General features: G+C 59.4%; 20 protein-coding genes and 1 riboswitch. Of the genes, 8 read left to right on the top strand and 12 right to left on the bottom strand.

Translation table 11 applies throughout. The features are described from left to right. Nucleotides 1–36: 36 nt before the first annotated feature. Both gcvH and gcvT read right to left on the bottom strand, forming a co-directional pair. Nucleotides 37–396, bottom strand: coding sequence for a glycine cleavage system protein GcvH (gene gcvH / locus GV827_RS10750; RefSeq protein ID WP_164353803.1), 360 nt, complete (start codon nt 394–396; stop codon nt 37–39). 19 nt (nt 397–415) lie between these two features. After that, nucleotides 416–1540: a glycine cleavage system aminomethyltransferase GcvT gene (gene gcvT, locus GV827_RS10745; RefSeq protein WP_164353802.1), complete on the bottom strand. Its 1125-nt coding sequence runs from the start codon at nt 1538–1540 to the stop codon at nt 416–418. Between the two features lie 155 nt (nt 1541–1695). Beyond that, nucleotides 1696–1781: riboswitch (glycine riboswitch) on the bottom strand. Between the two features lie 98 nt (nt 1782–1879). Here gcvT and GV827_RS10740 point away from each other — a divergent pair. Beyond that, entirely contained in the window at nt 1880–2434 is a 555-nt protein-coding gene (locus GV827_RS10740) for a gamma-glutamylcyclotransferase family protein (protein WP_164353801.1), read from the top strand. Here GV827_RS10740 and GV827_RS10735 read toward each other — a convergent pair. The 4 genes from GV827_RS10735 to GV827_RS10720 form a co-directional block, all read right to left on the bottom strand. After that, nucleotides 2414–3805, bottom strand: a complete 1392-nt coding sequence (locus GV827_RS10735; protein WP_164353800.1) for an MATE family efflux transporter — start codon at nt 3803–3805, stop codon at nt 2414–2416. The two genes, GV827_RS10740 and GV827_RS10735, sit on opposite strands and share 21 nt — an antisense overlap. 42 nt (nt 3806–3847) lie before the next feature. Then, nucleotides 3848–5182, bottom strand: a complete 1335-nt coding sequence (gltX, locus tag GV827_RS10730) for a glutamate--tRNA ligase (protein ID WP_164353799.1) — start codon at nt 5180–5182, stop codon at nt 3848–3850. Nucleotides 5183–5357: 175 nt separating this feature from the next. Continuing rightward, nucleotides 5358–5774, bottom strand: coding sequence for a VOC family protein (locus GV827_RS10725; RefSeq protein WP_164353798.1), 417 nt, complete (start codon nt 5772–5774; stop codon nt 5358–5360). Nucleotides 5775–5920: 146 nt separating this feature from the next. Continuing rightward, a complete protein-coding gene (locus GV827_RS10720; RefSeq protein WP_164353797.1) occupies nt 5921–6328 on the bottom strand; it encodes a DUF1801 domain-containing protein in 408 nt (135 codons plus the stop codon). A gap of 101 nt (nt 6329–6429) precedes the next feature. Here GV827_RS10720 and GV827_RS10715 point away from each other — a divergent pair, with 101 nt between their 5' ends. Further along, on the top strand, nt 6430–7356 hold the full coding sequence (locus GV827_RS10715) for an MBL fold metallo-hydrolase (RefSeq protein WP_164353796.1): 927 nt from the start codon (nt 6430–6432) through the stop codon (nt 7354–7356). Nucleotides 7357–7505: 149 nt separating this feature from the next. Here GV827_RS10715 and GV827_RS10710 read toward each other — a convergent pair whose 3' ends face one another. Together GV827_RS10710 and GV827_RS10705 are read right to left on the bottom strand one after the other, a co-directional pair. Next, complete coding sequence (locus tag GV827_RS10710; RefSeq protein WP_164353795.1) at nt 7506–7652, bottom strand: hypothetical protein; 147 nt, start codon at nt 7650–7652, stop codon at nt 7506–7508. 234 nt (nt 7653–7886) lie between these two features. Further along, nucleotides 7887–9275, bottom strand: a complete 1389-nt coding sequence (locus GV827_RS10705) for an MORN repeat-containing protein (protein WP_164353794.1) — start codon at nt 9273–9275, stop codon at nt 7887–7889. Between the two features lie 203 nt (nt 9276–9478). On the opposite strand from GV827_RS10705, the gene GV827_RS10700 reads away from it, so the two are divergent. The 3 genes from GV827_RS10700 to GV827_RS10690 all read left to right on the top strand — a co-directional run bounded on the left by GV827_RS10700 (nt 9479) and on the right by GV827_RS10690 (nt 12619). Next, nucleotides 9479–11137: an NAD+ synthase gene (locus tag GV827_RS10700; protein WP_164353793.1), complete on the top strand. Its 1659-nt coding sequence runs from the start codon at nt 9479–9481 to the stop codon at nt 11135–11137. 85 nt (nt 11138–11222) lie between these two features. Then, nucleotides 11223–11651 (top strand): hypothetical protein, encoded by a 429-nt coding sequence (locus GV827_RS10695; RefSeq protein ID WP_164353792.1) that lies wholly within the window; start codon nt 11223–11225, stop codon nt 11649–11651. A 167-nt stretch (nt 11652–11818) separates the two neighbouring features. Continuing rightward, nucleotides 11819–12619, top strand: coding sequence for an alpha/beta hydrolase family esterase (locus GV827_RS10690; protein ID WP_164353791.1), 801 nt, complete (start codon nt 11819–11821; stop codon nt 12617–12619). Here GV827_RS10690 and GV827_RS10685 read toward each other — a convergent pair. After that, nucleotides 12616–13296 (bottom strand): ArsR/SmtB family transcription factor, encoded by a 681-nt coding sequence (locus tag GV827_RS10685; protein ID WP_164353790.1) that lies wholly within the window; start codon nt 13294–13296, stop codon nt 12616–12618. The two genes, GV827_RS10690 and GV827_RS10685, sit on opposite strands and share 4 nt — an antisense overlap. Nucleotides 13297–13368: 72 nt before the next feature. Here GV827_RS10685 and GV827_RS10680 point away from each other — a divergent pair, with 72 nt between their 5' ends. Together GV827_RS10680 and GV827_RS10675 are read left to right on the top strand one after the other, a co-directional pair. Then, nucleotides 13369–13692, top strand: a complete 324-nt coding sequence (locus tag GV827_RS10680; RefSeq protein WP_164353789.1) for an NIPSNAP family protein — start codon at nt 13369–13371, stop codon at nt 13690–13692. Then, nucleotides 13689–14033, top strand: coding sequence for an antibiotic biosynthesis monooxygenase family protein (locus GV827_RS10675; RefSeq protein ID WP_164353788.1), 345 nt, complete (start codon nt 13689–13691; stop codon nt 14031–14033). The genes GV827_RS10680 and GV827_RS10675 overlap by 4 nt, the downstream gene beginning before the upstream one ends. A 19-nt stretch (nt 14034–14052) precedes the next feature. On the opposite strand, the gene GV827_RS10670 is transcribed toward GV827_RS10675, so the two are convergent. Both GV827_RS10670 and GV827_RS10665 read right to left on the bottom strand, forming a co-directional pair. Then, a complete protein-coding gene (locus tag GV827_RS10670; protein ID WP_164353787.1) occupies nt 14053–14433 on the bottom strand; it encodes a VOC family protein in 381 nt (126 codons plus the stop codon). Between the two features lie 67 nt (nt 14434–14500). Continuing rightward, nucleotides 14501–15241 carry a helix-turn-helix domain-containing protein gene (locus GV827_RS10665; RefSeq protein WP_164353786.1) on the bottom strand — a complete coding sequence of 247 codons (741 nt, stop codon included), beginning with the start codon at nt 15239–15241 and terminating at the stop codon, nt 14501–14503. 135 nt (nt 15242–15376) lie between these two features. Here GV827_RS10665 and GV827_RS10660 point away from each other — a divergent pair, with 135 nt between their 5' ends. Further along, entirely contained in the window at nt 15377–15793 is a 417-nt protein-coding gene (locus GV827_RS10660; RefSeq protein ID WP_164353785.1) for an acyl-CoA thioesterase, read from the top strand. Nucleotides 15794–16141: 348 nt separating this feature from the next. Here GV827_RS10660 and GV827_RS10655 read toward each other — a convergent pair whose 3' ends face one another. After that, nucleotides 16142–16879, bottom strand: a complete 738-nt coding sequence (locus tag GV827_RS10655) for a gamma-glutamylcyclotransferase (protein WP_164353784.1) — start codon at nt 16877–16879, stop codon at nt 16142–16144. Between the last annotated feature and the right edge of the window lie 137 nt (nt 16880–17016).

Below are 17016 nucleotides of genomic sequence, written 5' to 3'. Positions count from 1 at the left end.
CATATCCCCGCCGGAGGCTCTGACGGGGAACTGGCGCTATCCGATAAATTTCTGATAGCCCGCTTCATCCATGAACTCGTCCATCTGGCTTGGATCGCTGATCTTCATCTTGAAAAACCATGCATCGCCTTGCGGGTCTTCGTTCACCATGCCGGGATTGTCGGCCAGCGCGCTGTTTACTTCGGTGATCTCACCGTCAACAGGGGCCAGAATGTCCGATGCGGCCTTGACGGATTCAATCACGACGACCTCGTCGTCCTTGCTGACCGTGGTGCCCTCGTCCGGCAGTTCCACGAACACCACGTCGCCCAGCTGTTCCGCCGCATGAATGGTGATGCCCACCACCATTTCGCCGTCTTCCTCGCGCAGCCATTCGTGCTCTTCGGTAAATTTCATCTTGGTCTTTCCCCGTTGGTTATCGTTTAAAGTTTGCCGCCACAAAGGGCAGCTTTGCCACGCTCAGGGGCAGACGCTTGCCGCGCACTTCACCCCAAAGCGGTGTTCCAATCTTGCTGTGCGCCGTCGCGACGTAGCCCATCGCCACCGGCCCGCCGACAGTTGGGCCGAAACCCCCTGATGTCACAACACCAATTTCGTTGCCGCCCTCAGGCGCATCGAAAATCACAACGCCTTCCCGCATCGGCGCACGCCCTTCCGGCAGCAGGCCGACCCGCTTGCGCGTCACGCCGTCCTGAAGTGCGGCCATCACCACGTCGGCACCGGGAAATCCGCCTGCCCGATCGCCCCCCGCGCGACGCACCTTCTGAATGGCCCAGGTCAGCGCAGCCTCAACCGGATTGGTGTCGCTATCAATGTCATGCCCATAAAGGCACAACCCCGCTTCAAGCCGCAGCGAATCCCGTGCGCCAAGGCCAATCGCCTCCACATCATCCTGCGCCAAAAGCGCCCGCGTCAGCGCTTCGGCTTGCGCCGCTGGCACGGAAATTTCATATCCGTCTTCGCCGGTGTAGCCTGACCGCGATGCCCAAACGGCGATCCCGCCCAGTTCCAGATCAGCAACATCCATGAACGTCATTTCCGCCGCACGCGCATCCAGCGCCGAGACAGCCGCTTCCGCGCCCGGCCCCTGAACCGCGATCAACGCGCGGTCCGTTACTGACATCACCGTGACCTCTGGCTCAAGCGCGGCTTTCATCCGTGCAATATCTGCATCCTTGCAGGCAGCGTTTACCACGACGAACAAATCGTCGCCCTTCCGCGCAAACATCAGATCATCCTCGATCCCACCTGAATCGTTTGTAAAGAACCCGTAGCGCTGCCGCCTGTCTTCCAGCCCCAGCACATCCATCGGCACCAGCCGCTCAAACGCGGTGGCAACCTGCTCCCAAGAGCTGCCCGACACGATCACCTGCCCCATGTGGCTGACGTCAAAAAGACCGGCGTCCTCTCGGGTATGCAGGTGCTCTTTCATGACGCCAAGGGGATACTGCACCGGCATCTCATAGCCGGCGAAAGGCACCATCTTGGCCCCCAATTCCACGTGCAGGTCGTAAAGCGGTGTGCGTTTCAGTTCTGCCATCCGGTACGGTTCTCCCCTTCAAACCGGTTCCCGCGATGGGTTCAGACCGGCACCGTTGCGCCGCACCACTGCGGCCCAAGATGCCCCCTCTGTCCTTTCGCCTGAGATCGTTATCCCTTCGGCGGGTGCGTCGCGCACCACTCTCCAGAGTGTCGTCGCAGATCACGGTCCTTGGGCCTGAGAGTTTCCGGGGCGGTTGCTCCTTCGGCATCGGCTAGGCCGATTCTCCCATGATCTGGGTGCCTTGGTAGGCCCTGCAGACGCCTTGCGTCAAGCGCGCTTGTACCCGGAGCCGAAGAATGCTTTCTAACAGCAGAGTGCACATCAGAACCAGGCAACATGACACCCTACTTCTTTGGCTACGGCAGCCTTGTGAATACCGACACCCATATCTACGACAAAACGCACCCGGCGCATTTGCGCGGCTGGCGGCGGGCGTGGGTCCGTACCGAGGGGCGCGAGACGGTGTTTTTGACCGTGCACATGGACGGCCACAGCACCATTGAGGGGCTTATCGCCGCTGTGCCAGATGCCGATTGGGCAGCGCTTGATCTGCGCGAGGCAGGCTATGCAAGACTGTCATCAGGCGGGTCCGTTCATCATCCGATTGATCCAGCCCCCGAAGTTGAACACTACGCCATCCCGCCCGAACATGTGCGCGACGATGGCGATCACGTGATCCTGCTCAGCTACTTGGATGTGGTCGTCCAAGGCTACCTACGCGTTTTCGGAGAGGACGGCGTGCAGCGTTTCTTTGATACGACGGATGGCTGGGACACGCCCATCCTGCACGACCGTGAAGATCCTCGGTATCCACGCCATCAAAAGCTCACCTCGGATGAAACCGCGCTGGTCGACCACCACCTCAAGCGGCTATCTGCGCGCCTGAAATAGGGCCATCAGACGGCCTTCACGGCCAAAGAGGTCTTGCTTGGCATGCTCAGGCTTGCCACCCCGCGCGATGACGCGCAGTGCCATGACCCATGCAATGATGCCAAAGACAACCCCGGCCAGCGATTGCCCGATCAGCACACCGGGCGCGCCATAGAAGGTAGAGCCGATCCAAACCAGCGGGATCAGGGCAACCGCGTTGCGGCCCCAGTTGGTAAAGGTGGATAGAAACGGCTGGCCCAGATTATTGAACGCCGCATTCGCCACGAACAGAACGCCGGGGAAAAAGAACGCCAGCGCCAGCGGTCCGCAAAACAGATAGATCAGGTCGCGTGTCACACCATAGGCGCCAAACAGGTCCGCAATAGCCCCCCGCGCCACAAACAAAATGGCCGAGACAAGCACGATCACCACCCCCACGAACAGCACCGCCGCGTTGAAACCACGCCGCACGCGTGCCATGTCCCCCGCCCCGAAATTCTGCCCGATGATCGGCCCAACTGCACCTGACAGCGCAAAGATCACGCCAAAGGCCACCGGAATAAGCCGTCCGACAATTGCCATGCCTGCCACCGCTTCCTCGCCATAGCTGGCCATTTCACGGGTGACATAGGCTTGGCCGACAGGTGTCGCGATCTGCGCAAGGATGGCGGGAAATGCGATTGCCAGTATGGGGCTCAGATCACGCGACATCCCGCCAATTCGCGGACGGCTGATACCGCCGTAAATGGCCATCAAGGGCCAGACTGCCATGCCGCAAATCACCAGACGGGCTATGACAGAGGCAATCGCCGCGCCGGTCAGCTCAAGGTCCAGCCCAAAGATCAGGATCGGGTCCAGCACGGCGTTGACTACCCCACCTGAAATCGTTGCCATCATCGCGCGCCGCGCATCCCCATGCGCCCGCAGCACGGCACTCGCCATCATCCCAAGGATCAGAAAAGGCATTGACGGTACGATGATCTGCAGAAAATGCACCGCCAGCGCCGCGGTCTCACCTTTTGCGCCAAGAAGGCTCACCAGAACATCAAGCGATAGCCAGACCGCGGTCGCAAATACCGTCGCAAAGATCAGCCCGTAGGTCAGCGCATGGGTCGTCCGCTCCCGCGCCAGCGCCTCGTCCCCCGCGCCCAGCGCACGCGCCACCAAGGCACCCGCCGCAATGCCAAGGCCGATGCCAAAGGAGGTTGTGAAGAACAATATCGCGCCCGCATAGCCGATGGCCGCCGCAAGCTCAGATTTGCCCAGCATGGAGATGAAGATCATGTCGACGAAATCGACGACGAAAACCGCCATCAGACCGATCGAGGCGGTCAGCGACATCACCGTGACATGGGTGAAAAGGTTGCCCTTGAGAAACTTCGCCTCAGCCATCCCATCCCCTCGCGTCGCGGGGTCCGGTGACTGTGGCGCGTCTCATCCCCGCGCCTTCACGACCTGCAACAGCGGCATGACCGCAGCCATCTCCGGCCCGCTTTCCTGCCCGGTCAGCGCCAGCCTTAACGGCCGGAACAATCCGCGCCCCTTGCGGCCCGTCTTCTCTTTGACGTCTGCCGTCCACGTGCTCCAAGTACTGTCGTCAAAGGGCATCTCCGGCAGCATTCCCATGGCCTCGGCCACGAAGTCCTTGTCTTCGTCCTCGATGACCGGCTCTGCCCCGTCGCGGAACATCGCCCACCAACCCTTGAGGTCATGCAACGTCTCGATGTTCTCGCGCGTGACCGCCCAGAACAGCTCTGCCTGATCTTCTGGAACACCCACCGCTGCGATATCCCCGGCCACGTCAGTGTATGATAGCGTCTGCAAGTACCGACCCGTCAGCGGGAACAGATCGCGGACGTCGAATTTCGTCGGGGCCGACCCGAAGTGATTGATGTCAAACCCCTCGATCAGGCTTTCCATATCGGTCCGCAGTTCCACCGGATCAGAGGACCCCAGCCGCGCCATCAGGCTGAGCAGCGCATAAGGCTGCACCCCCTGCTCACGCAAATCCCGGAGCGCCAGCGTGCCCAGTCGCTTGGACAAAGCCTCACCCTGCGGGCCGGTCAGCAGCGAATGGTGCGCAAAAGAAGGATGATCATGGCCCAACGCCGCCATGATCTGGATCTGCGTCGCCGTGTTGGTCACGTGGTCAGAGCCACGCACAACATGCGTCACGCCCATCTCGGTGTCATCGACCACGCTTGCCAACGTGTACAGAATTTGTCCGTCACCCCGGATCAGCACCGGGTCGGAAACAGAGGCCGCATCAATCGAAATATCGCCCAGAATACCGTCGGCCCACTCGATCCGCTCCTGATCCAGCTTGAACCGCCAGACACCATCGCCTCGCTCTGCGCGCAGCTTGTCTTTCTCTTCATCCGACAGGTTCAGCGCCGCACGGTCATAGACCGGGGGCTTGCCCATGTTCAGCTGCTTTTTGCGCTTCAGGTCCAGTTCGGTTGGCGTCTCGAAAGCCTCGTAGAACCGCCCCTTGGCGCGCAATTCGTCGGCTGCCGCGTGATAGCGATCCAGCCGCTCCGACTGCCGCTCAACCCGGTCCCAATGCAGTCCCAGCCACTCCAGATCCTGCTTGATCCCGTCGACGTATTCTTCTTTGGATCGCTCAGGATCAGTGTCGTCGATCCGCAGGATGAACGTTCCCCCGGCCTTGCGCGCGATGAGGTAATTCATCAGCGCCGTGCGCAGGTTACCGACGTGAATGTATCCCGTGGGCGAAGGGGCAAAACGGGTGATGATCTGGTTGGCCATAAGGTGCTCTCCTGTCGTTCGGACGGAGTGTCACAGGGCAAGCGAATTGTCCAGCAAAGCGATGGTGGGCAGCATAAACCAAGATAGTCGGCCACGCTTCGCAAACGAGCCATCGCTCACGCAGCCGCCGGGTCTGGCCTGCAAACCAGGCGATTTTGTCGCCTGCGAAACCTAGCTATCCGTCTCGGCCGGGCTCGGTAGGGTCGCTGGAGAACAATGCGATCTTGTTGCCTTGAGGGTCGCGCAGGTAGCTTACATAAAAATGAGGTCCGTACGACGCGCGAAAACCCGGCTGGCCTTCGTCAAAACCACCTGCGGCGACTGCTGCGGCGTGAAGTTCACGAACCTGCTTTTGACTGCGCGCCTCAAATGCGATCATCACGCCGTTCCCAACCGAGGCCGGACTGCCATCGAAGGGTGGTTTGACATAGAAGTCAGGCAGAACGGGACGTTGGCCCGGTTCTACGGGCAGCGCGTAGCTAAGGCCCTCAGGACCCTCCTTCAGCCCGTAACCAAGGGCCGGCAGAAACGCTGAGTAAAAGTGTCTCGCGCGCGCGATGTCATCAGCACCGACGGTGAAGTAGGCAATCATTCTGTCCGTTCCTTTTTCGGAAAGTTGGGAATTGGCGCGAGTTTACCATATTCTTGGATTGCCCATACACAATCGGATCAATACCCGCCACTTGATCCAACTTTTGGACAAAGTGCGACGCCGGACTTGATCTTGTCATGTGAAACTCACGTCCCCTTCACCGGCCACCGTTTACCAAAATCCACCAGCCCCGCGCGCACCAGCTCTGCCAGAACGTCCATGTCGGCATCCTCTAGTTTGTTCAGATACAGGCACGACTTGCCCTTCGTATGTTTTCCCAGCCGTGCTAGAATGCTCCCGAAATCCGCATATCCGGGCATGATGTAGATGCTCAGCTTTGCCTTGCGCGGGGCGAACCCGGTGGCAAACCATCGCCCCTCCCGCCCCGACGCATAGCGATAGTCGTAATAACCGTAGCCCATCATATTTCCCGACCACAACCGTGGTTCAAACCCCGTCACGTCGCGAAAGAATGCATCCAGCGTTATCGCCTCTTGTTGCCGCTTTTCGGGCACAACCGCTCGGAGGAAGTCGTCCACTTCTGACGCAGCCATCCACTTCTGACGAAAAAATGATCCGCCCCTCTGCCATGACACCTTGGAAGGTACGGGCATCACCCTACCATACGGTCGTAATTAACATAGAGGAGTGATCCATGACCAACCCGCCGAATATTTCACGTCGCACTGCGCTGGCAGGTGTCGCAGCCCTACCCCTTGCCGCATCTCTTGCCAGTGGCGCCCGCGCCGCCGCCCCCATGGCAGGCATGTCCATCGCCCCCTACCAGCGCGTCAAGCTGGGCGGTTTTGACGTCACAACGATCCTTGCCGGCACAGCAACACGTCCGGAACCACAAAGCATCTTCGGAATGAACGTCGACGCCGAGACCTTTAACGAAGTGTCTGCCGCCGCTCATCTGCCCATCGATGCGGCACAGTTCTTTTTCACACCCACGGTCGTGAACACCGGCAACGAGCTGGTTCTATTCGACACCGGCCTGTCCCCCGACGGCACGCTGGCCGCCCTTCAGGCCGCAGGCTACAGCGCCGATCAGGTCGATATCGTGGTCCTGACGCACATGCACGGCGATCACATCGGCGGCCTGATGCAGGGCGATGCGCCGACTTTCCCCAACGCACGCTACGTGACCGGGCAGGCAGAGTTTGATCACTGGTCGCAGGCCGGAAACGAGAATTTCGATGCCAAGGTCAAGCCACTGGCGGAAAAGATGACATTCCTCGGCGATGGCGGCAGCGTGGCATCTGGGATCACATCCATGGCCGCCTTCGGTCATACACCGGGTCACATGGGTTACATGATTGAAAGCGAAGGCAAGCAGCTTGTGCTTGGTGCGGATTTCGCGAACCATTATGTGTGGTCACTGGCCCATCCCGACTGGGAAGTGAAGTTCGACATGGACAAGGAAGCCGCCGCCGCAACCCGTCGCCGCATGCTGGATATGATGGCGGCTGATGGCGTGCCTTTCGTCGGCTACCACATGCCATGGCCCGCTTTCGGATACGTCGAGAAAAAAGGCGACGGCTTCGCCTATGTGCCGCACAGCTATCAGCTGCTGCTCTGATCCTCGTTTCGACAGAAAGGGCGGCAGTGCCGCCCTTTTACTTTACGGGTCCAGAATTCGCGCTGGTTCCCAAAACAAAGCGGCATTGGATCGCTTGTCAAAGCGCAAACGACTTTCCCGCTCTTGGCTGTTGGGGATCGCAGCGATTGCTATAACTTCCCCGAAGCAGCACGGAACACACTCCAGAACACGCAGCCCTCATCGGCCCAGATCACGTCATGCTCTGTCATTGTCGCATATGCCGACACATCACCCGCCCAAACCTCATGCGGGACACCAGCAATAGTGATCGACATTTGAGGATGCGCACTCGCGTGCTTGCAAACTGATCCTTAACCCTTGTCCGTCCATCCTTCGAACCAAGAAGTCCGGAAAAGATCCGACTGCGGGAACGTCCCAGATTTCAGCCGCTGCGGACTTTGGTAGCATATCCGATTCGCCCCTATCATCCTCAACTTGCATCCAGCGTTTCCGAGGTGCCGCGCATATCAGACAAGCGGGATCTTTGGCCGATGAAGGGATGTCGGCCATCACCCGCCGTTGCTCAGTGCCCCGTTTTCCCACTCGCCACTTTCTTCTTCACCCGTCGCATAGCGCATCGTCCCCGCGCCCTGCCGCTTTCCATCCACAAACATGCCTTCGTAAACATCGCCATTGGCATAAGTCGCGGTTCCCTGCCCCTCGATCTCACCATCAGCCCATTCGCCTTGATACTTGAAGCCACTCGCCATCTCGATGGAGCCGCTGCCGTGGCGCTGACCGTTCAGGAATTCGCCCTGATAAACTGTACCGTCAGAATAGGTGGCGGTGCCCGTTCCGTGGCGCTGACCATCTTTCCAGCCGCCCTCGTAACGATACCCGTCGGCATAGGTCATCACGCCCTGCCCATCATTGCGCGCATTGACGAAATCACCCTCGTAGACCACGCCATTGGGATAGGTTGCGCGCCCTTTGCCCTCGATAACGCCACCTGTCCATTGCCCCTCGTAGGTTGATCCGTCTGGATAGGTGATTTTGCCTTCTCCATCGGCCAGATCGTTTCGAAAGCTGCCCTCGTAAACAGACCCGTCAGGGTAGATGACGCGCCCCTGCCCCTCGATCTGACCGGCCACCCACGAACCGTTGTATACATAGCCATCCGTGCCGATGAACGCCCCCTGCCCATCCCGGCGGTCGTCCTTGAAGTCGCCCTCGTAGACATCACCGTTTTCATAGGTGACCTTTCCCTTGCCCTCGCGGCGCCCGGCGACAAGCTGGCCTTCATAGACGTCCCCGTTTGGCTGGGTCAGCTTGCCTGTCCCGTCAATCTGGCCGTCCTTCCACATGCCGACATAAATGAGCCCGTCAGGCATCGTCAGCGTGCCGGTTCCATTGCGCTCGCCCCCTGCGATCTCGCCTTCATAGGCTGCGCCATCGGGATAGGTGATCGTTCCGGTGCCCTGTTTCACACCGTCAACCCAGTCGCCTTTGTATTCATAGCCACCGGGGCTTTGCATCACGCCCTTGCCGTGGTGCTTGGCATTGCGGAACTGTCCCTCATAGCGCACGCCGTTGGCATAAAGTGCGATACCCTGCCCCATGATGGCCCCGGCCTGCCACTCACCCTCGTAGGTGCCGCCGTCCGCAAAGGTGATCTTGCCAAAGCCGTCCGGCTTGCCCTTGTCGAAATTGCCCTCATAGACCGATCCGTTGGGAAAACGGGCGACACCCTCCCCCTTGATCTCGCCGTCAATCCAGTTGCCAGAGTACTCATAGCCATTGGGCAGTTTGTATGTGCCTTGCCCATGCTGCAGACCACCGCGGAAAGTGCCCTCGTAAATGCCGCCATCATCGTATTGCTTGGTCAGTACCTCTGCGTCCTGCGCCAATACGGGCAGGGGCAGCAAGGTCAGACACAAAAGCACTATGCGCAATTTCATCCCGGAAAACCTATCCTTGGTGTGGTTGTAAACCTTCGTTGCCAGCCTAAGCACTGGGGCCAGAGGGGGCAACGCCTTTTGAAAACGCTGCATTTCACCTCGCGGTGTATGGCACAAACGAAATGTCTGCGGCCCCAATGCCCCTTTCCCCTCGGCGCTGATCTGCTACATCCCTCACAACGCTACAGATTGAGGCCACCCACATGGCAGACCGTTTCCGCATCACCCTGGGCCAGTTGAACCCGACTGTCGGCGATCTGGCCGGCAACGCGGCACTTGCACGCGACACATGGGAAGCAGGCAAGAAAGCCGGGGCCGATCTGGTCGCCCTGCCTGAAATGTTTATCACCGGCTACAACGCGCAGGATCTGGTGATGAAACGCGCGTTCCAGCTGGACGTGATGACCCACCTCGAAAAACTCGCGCAGGATTGTGCCGACGGCCCCGCGCTGGCCATCGGTGCACCATGGGCCGAAGGGGCAGAGCTTTTCAACGCCTACCTCATCCTCAAGAACGGCAAGATCGCCAGCCGCACCCTGAAACACGAACTGCCCAACGAGACCGTCTTCGACGAGGTGCGTATCTTTGACAGCGGCCCGCTGGGAGGTCCCTATGCCGTCGGCAACACGCGCATCGGCTCGCCCATATGCGAGGACGCCTGGCACCCAGACGTGGCAGAAACGCTTGCTGAAACCGGCGCTGAATTCCTGCTGGTCCCGAATGGCTCGCCCTACTACCGGGGCAAGATGGACACACGGATGAATATAATGGTCGCGCGCGTGATCGAAACCGGTCTGCCGCTGATCTATCTCAACATGGTGGGTGGTCAGGACGATCAGGTGTTTGACGGCGCATCCTTCGCCCTGAACCCCGGTGGCAAGCTGGCCATGCAAATGCCCGCCTTCGACGCGATGATACACAACATAGACCTCGAACGGACGCCGGACGGGTGGCGCGTGGCCGAACAACCGCTGGCGCATCTACCCGACCCCTGGGAAAGCGACTATCGCGTCATGGTGCAGGGCCTGCGCGACTACATGGGCAAGACCGGCTTCAAGAAGGTCCTGCTGGGCCTCTCGGGCGGCATCGACAGCGCGATTGTCGCCACCATCGCGGCCGACGCCCTTGGCCCCGACAATGTGCGCTGCGTCATGCTCCCGTCCGAATATACCTCGCAGGCCTCGCTTGACGATGCAGAAGCCGTGGCAAAGGCCCTTGGCTGCCGTTACGACTACGTCCCGATCAAGGAAGGGCGGCAAGCCATCACCAACACGCTCGCACCTTTGTTCAAAGGACGCGACGCGGACATCACCGAAGAAAACATCCAGTCCCGCCTGCGTGGTCTGCTGCTGATGGCGCTCAGCAACAAGTTCGGCGAAATGCTTTTGACCACCGGCAATAAATCCGAGGTCGCCGTGGGCTATGCCACGATCTACGGCGATATGTCGGGCGGCTACAATCCGATCAAGGACATGTACAAAACCCGCGTGTTCGAAACCTGCCGCTGGCGCAACGCCAACCACCGCGACTGGATGATGGGACCCAAAGGCACGATGATCCCTGAAAGCATCATCACCAAGCCGCCCACGGCAGAATTGCGCGAAGATCAGAAAGACAGCGATTCCCTGCCCGATTATCCCGAACTCGACGCGCTGCTTGAAATCCTCGTGGACCAGAACGGCTCCATCGCAGACTGCGTCGCGGCGGGCTATGACCGGGAGACAGCGAAAAAGGTCGAGCACCTGATCTACATTTCGGAATACAAGCGCTTTCAGTCCGCGCCGGGCCCACGCCTGACCAAGGGCGCCTTCTGGCTTGACCGGCGTTATCCGATTGTGAACCGCTGGCGCGATCCCAGCTGACGCGATGCCAGCGCCCGTCCTTGTCCACCTCAACGGCAAGCGTTGCGTCATACTTGCAACCGTCTACGGGGCTTTCGCCGCTCTCATGGGGGGCCTGATCGCCTTGCCCATCATGGTCGGCATCTTTGACGGGCTGGTCGCGGGCGGCCTGGCCGTTTTCCTCTTTTTCGCTTGGTTCGCCTTTACCTTCCTCGCTCTGGCCCGCCGCCGTCCAGTGGCCTTGCGTATGGATGAAAAAGGCATCTCCGGCTATTACGTCGACCCCGCCACTTGGGATGAAATCAAGGATGTCCGGGCCTTCATAGCTGGCAAAGGGCACAGGTTTCTCGGCTTCGAGCTCAAAGACCCCGCAACCTTTCGCGATCGTCAGACCCCCTGGCGGCGCTACAGGTCATGGAGTCTCGGCAGGCAAAACGGCGTCCATCAAGTCGTGCCCGAGATGGTGCTGGCCGCTGTAACAGTCGAAGAGCTTGCAAAGACCGCCCAGCAGTTCCTCCAAGACCATCGCGCGTGACCATTGCGGACCGTGCAACCTCCGCCTTGCCAGACGCGTCCCCTGCTTCATCTTTCAAATACAATTCAAATCCACCCGCAGCCCCGGGCGGCCCCGTCCGAGACTATACACCCCCGCCCACAGCGATTTGACTTGCCCAGGACAGACCTCCGCGCCATCCTCTCGCCATGCGTTTTCTGGTCGCTCTCCTCCTCATCCTCGCCACGCCCGCGCTGGCCTGCGGCCCCGATACGGACTGTCCCGTTGGCGACCGCATCTTTCGCATCGCGATGCCCGAAGGGTGGGACGGAAAGGCATCTGTGCCGGCCCTCATCTGGTCACATGGCTACCGCGGCAGCGCCGCAGGGGTCATGCGCAACACGTCCCTGCGCCGCATGCTCTCTGATGCTGGCTTTGCCCTGATTGCGGCACAGGGCGTTGGCGGCTCTTGGGATCTGCCATTCGGCCCCCGGACCTTTGACAGCGACGGCGCAGCCGAATTTGCCTATTTCGACGCCGTGATCGCGGATGTTACCGAAAACCACCATATCGACCCTGCCCGCATCATCGCCTCGGGCTTCTCGGCAGGCGGCATGATGGTCTGGAACCTTGCCTGTTCCCGCCCTGACAAATTTGCGGGTTTCATCCCCATCTCCGGGACGTTCTGGCTCAAACCGCCGGACACATGCCAAGCGCCGACGGCGAGCGTTGTTCATATTCACGGCACCAAGGACAAGACCGTCCCGCTTAAGGGCCGCGCAATCGGTGACACCAAACAAGGCGAGGTCGAAGACGCACTGACAATGTATCAAAAGTTCGGCGATTTCGGCGCGTCCAATTATTTCAAAACCGGCCCGCTGACATGCCGAAACCGCAGCAACCCGCAGGGTGAAATATTGCAGTACTGCCTGTTTGAAGGCGGCCATTCCTTCAGCGTGAAAATGCTGGGGCATGGCATCGCGGAACTATTGGACGCGCAACAGCTCTAGACCCCGAATGTGTCCAGGAACGCAGCTTCACCTTTGCTCGTGAACTGCACAACCCGCGTGCCTTCCACGCGTTCGGCCCAGCCGATCTCTTGCATCCGCGCCAAAAGCGCCCGCCCCACGCTGCCTGCCAGATGGGTCTGTCGCGCCGACCAATCAAGGCACGACCGGCAGAGCGGCGTCTTGGCCTTGCGCAACCCGTCGACGTCAACGCCAAACGTGCGCAGGAACGTCACGCCCGCGTCCGTCAGCGCGACATCATCGCCCCGCTCCTGAATGACCCCGCGTGCAAGCAATCCCTGATACAGCGCGATCCCTTTTGCCCCGGCCAAATGATTGTAGCACACCCGCGCCTCGCGCAGGGCTGCGTCTTTCGGCCCGGTCCTTGTCCGCAGGTGTCCCGCCCCCGCAGCCAACCCCATCAACGCCTCCAGCGCATGGCCCACGTCATCGCCGCCCAAGGTGAAATACTTGTGCCTGCCGGATTTTCGGCAGGCGATCATGTCAGCCGCCTCAAGTTTTGACAGATGCGCGCTGGCCGTCTGCACCGTCACTCCGGCTTCTGACGCCAGTTCCGTCGCCGTCAGAGCTTTCCCGCTCATCAGCGCGGTCAGAATATTGGCGCGTGCCGGATCACCGATCAGTGCCGCGATGCGGGATATATCCGGACCTTCCTTCATACTTCGACCGTAGCCGAAGCATCCCCGGCGATCAATCCGCTAAACAGTGGCCAGCTACGAAAGGAACACCCCATGCTGACCTGCATCATCCGCTATGAAATCGACCCGACCAAGAAAGCCCAGTTCGAAAAATACGCCCGGAACTGGGGACAGGCCATTCCCCGATGCGGTGCGGACCTCATCGGGTATTTTGCACCGCACGAAGGGTCATCGACGTTGGCCTACGGCATCTACAATATCCCCAGCCTTGCCGAATACGAAGCCTACCGCGCCCGCCTTGCGGCTGATCCTCTGGGGCGCGAAAATTACGAATTCGCCCAAACTGAAAAGTTCCTCTTGCGCGAGGACCGAACCTTTCTGAAACTCGCCTCCGCCCCGCATGGAGATAGCACATGATCGCCGTCATTTTTGAAGTAATGCCCCACCCCGATCGCAAGGCCGAATACCTCGATCTTGCCGCTGAAATGAAACCGATGGTGGACGAGGTGGACGGCTTCATCTCGGTTGAACGGTTCCAAAGCCTGACGAACCCTGACAAGCTTCTGTCCCTGTCGTTCTTCCGTGACGAGGAAGCTGTGCAGAACTGGCGCAAACTGGCCGCGCACCGCCGTGCGCAGGCCAAGGGTCGGTCTGGTATTTTCACAGATTACCATCTGCGCATCGCCCATGTGATCCGCGACTATGGCATGTTCGACCGTGCCGAGGCACCACAGGACAGCCGCGCCTCACATGGGTAAGGCGCGGCTCAAAGTTTCATTACTTCAGGGAGTTCAGTCCAAACATGTTGCCTTCGGTGTCTTGACAAAGTGTCACAAAACCAAACTCCCCGATTGAAAACTTCGGTCGCATGACCTGTCCACCGGCCTGCCCCACACGCGCCTCTTCCACAGCGCAGTCTTCGACCGAGAAATAGATGATCGTGCCACCGATACCCGGCCCGGCGTGGGGCGACTTGGTCAATGCTCCGGCGGCCCCGTAAGCGTTCATATCCGCAGGAAAGCTCATCATCTGCGCCTCTCCTGTGGGATCGCCCATCTGCTCCAGCTTTTCGCCCAGCACGGTTTCGTAAAAGGCTGTCGCCCTGTTCAGGTCGTCAACGTAGATATCAAACCATCCAACTGCGTTCATCTTGGTCATTTCCAGCTCCTTCAGTGTCAATCATGACACCGATCTAGCAAGCTGGATCTGACCTGTATTGTAGATATCAGACATCGAATTTCCGTGCGTATTTTCCCGGCGTGTAGCCCGTCGCGCGGCGAAACGAATGGATGAAATGCGACTGATCCGCGTAGGACCACGTATCATTTCCGTTCAGCGCCATCTGCAAGCGCAGCACCTTCAGGAAATCATGCGGCGCAAAGCCCGTTGTCCGTTTCAATGTGCGTTGCAATTGGCGTGCCGACAGCCCCACGATCTCGGCCATGTCCGCCACGGTGTGTATCTCATCGAGATGCTGAAAAATCTGCGCAGTCACCGGATTTGGCGCGACCATACCATCTTGTAACAACCGCTCAACAAAACTTGACAGTATGTCGGACATGTCACCAAAATCCCGCCCCGCCAACGCGCGGTTGACGTCGACCAGCGGCAAATCCCCGGTGTAGGGTGTATTGAGCTGGCCATATGAAATTGGTTCCTTGCTGTCCTGCCAGACACCGGGCAGCAACCGGATGTTCACAAAGTGAAATGTCCGGCCCAGGTTGAACTCCTCTGATGCTGCACTCAGTTTGGACACCCCGGTGATGGTCGGGTCGGACTGATCAAAAACGATGTAGGCGCAGGCATCCGGCAAGGCGTGAAACCGATACTCCTCTGCCAACATCCCCTGTGTCCTAAGGTAGACATACCTGTGCACGATCCCCCGCAGATGGGCGGGTGGTTCAGCCTCTACAAACTGCACCGCCTCGACGGTCTTTTCCTTACCGTTCCCTTTTGGATCATACATCGGTCCGGTGCCCCTTTTGGACACAGTCTAGCGGGTGCGCGTCCCGATGCCAGCGGCGATCAAGGGAATGGCCTACCCAAAGCTGCCAACACCGGCTAAACAGGCATTCCTGTTCTCTATCAAGATGCGCTATTCATGACCAAAACCTTCACCACAACCCGCGAGCTTCGCTTTGGCGATTGTGACATCTCGGGCACCGCATATTTCCCGTCCTATCTGGACCTGCTCAACGGCGTGAACGAAGAATTCTGGGCGCATATCGGTTATCCGTGGCACGAAATCATCTGGAAAGAACGTTGGGGCACGCCCACGGTCCATTTGTCATGCGATTTTTCCGTGCCATCGCTATTTGGTCAGACGCTCACGTTCGAATTAAAGGTGGTCAAAGTGGGTCGGTCCTCGGTCACGCTGAAACACGAGATCAGCTGCGAAGGTGAGAAACGCTGGAACAGCACGCAAGTGCTGGCGGCATCGGATCTGGACAAGCACACGTCAGTGCCATGGCCGGACGAGGTGAAAACCACGCTGGATGAATGGTTGGTGACGGAGTAGCAGGGATCGGGTTTTATCAGCGGACACAGATTTGAATGTCGGCATAACAGGAGACCCATTGAAGCTGCGAAACGCATACAACGCACATGTTTTAGATCAGGCGGATATTGATGCGGGTATCAGCGGCCTCCGGCTGCGGAGTTTCAGGTAATCGTTCCACCCCGCCAAATACGATCAATCGCCTGAATAGAAGACAAGGCTGCATTCGGATCACGGTTCGAAATTGATCCGCTGCACTGCTTCAAAGTAGCTTCGAGCCCGGCATGTACAGGAACGTGTTCCCATTCTCGTGCATCCAGAATGTGCTGCCGACGTGATGTGCTAGCGACAATGCTTACAGGCAATGTTTCAGTTCGACTGGAAGCGGTAGGTGCTGGCGCGGGCATGAAGCCGCTGGATGTCCCTATCCGAAATGCCTAGTTCCTCCAGATGCCGGACGAGTGAGTCGAGGTAGGCGAAGTTGGGCCCAAGCCCGCCCTCTGCGACGGCAATCATTTGTGCGGCCTCGTCTTCGGGCAGGTCCGGCATGTAGCGGCGATTGTTCCGGTCCATCACAAAGGTCAAGGCGTCGACCGGCCCCTGCGGCGTCGCCACCTCCAGAAACAGCGGGCAGTAAGCGCCGGCAAACATTTCCCGACGCCACATGAATTGAGTTTCCTGATCAACAAGCGCCGCCGGTATGCGGAACACAACGCCGTCGCAATGTCCGCCTTGATCAAGCGCCGCCATCAGTCCGGGCCGGTCGTGACTGCCGCGCCCGCCTTCGAGGCGCATGCAGAACCTCCGGCGCCAGCCTGCCAAGGTTCCGTACCTGTATTCCTCTACCTGTACTGCCGGATCCCAGATGAGGGAGCCGTAAGCAAACACCCAAAGATCCTGCCCCCACCGATCATTCAGGACGGCCTGCCGGTTCGCCTCTCTTGCGTCGTGGTCCATGCGCCAGCCGGGCGGCCAGCTTTCCTCCTGTGCCTGGATATCAAGCTCGGCAAAGCGGTCCTGGCCAAAGCGCATTTCGGAGGCGTCCGGCGGTGTGATGAGGCCGCGAAGCGCCGGGGTATAGCGGAAAACATGGGCAGGAAATGGCATAGCGTGATTTAGCCCGCTTTTCCGTCAGGGGACCAGAGGTGTTTTGACCGAATTGCTGCCATCCCTCTGACGGAGGCGGTTAAAACACGCTCGGCCTTTGTGATTGGTCCTCTTCATGTGGTTGTGGCCCTTCCTTC

It is taken from the genome of Sulfitobacter sediminilitoris (genome assembly GCF_010667575.1).
Taxonomy (GTDB): domain Bacteria; phylum Pseudomonadota; class Alphaproteobacteria; order Rhodobacterales; family Rhodobacteraceae; genus Sulfitobacter; species Sulfitobacter sediminilitoris.
Note: the sequence above shows the minus strand (reverse complement) of the source record. Positions and strands in the feature narration are given on the sequence as shown.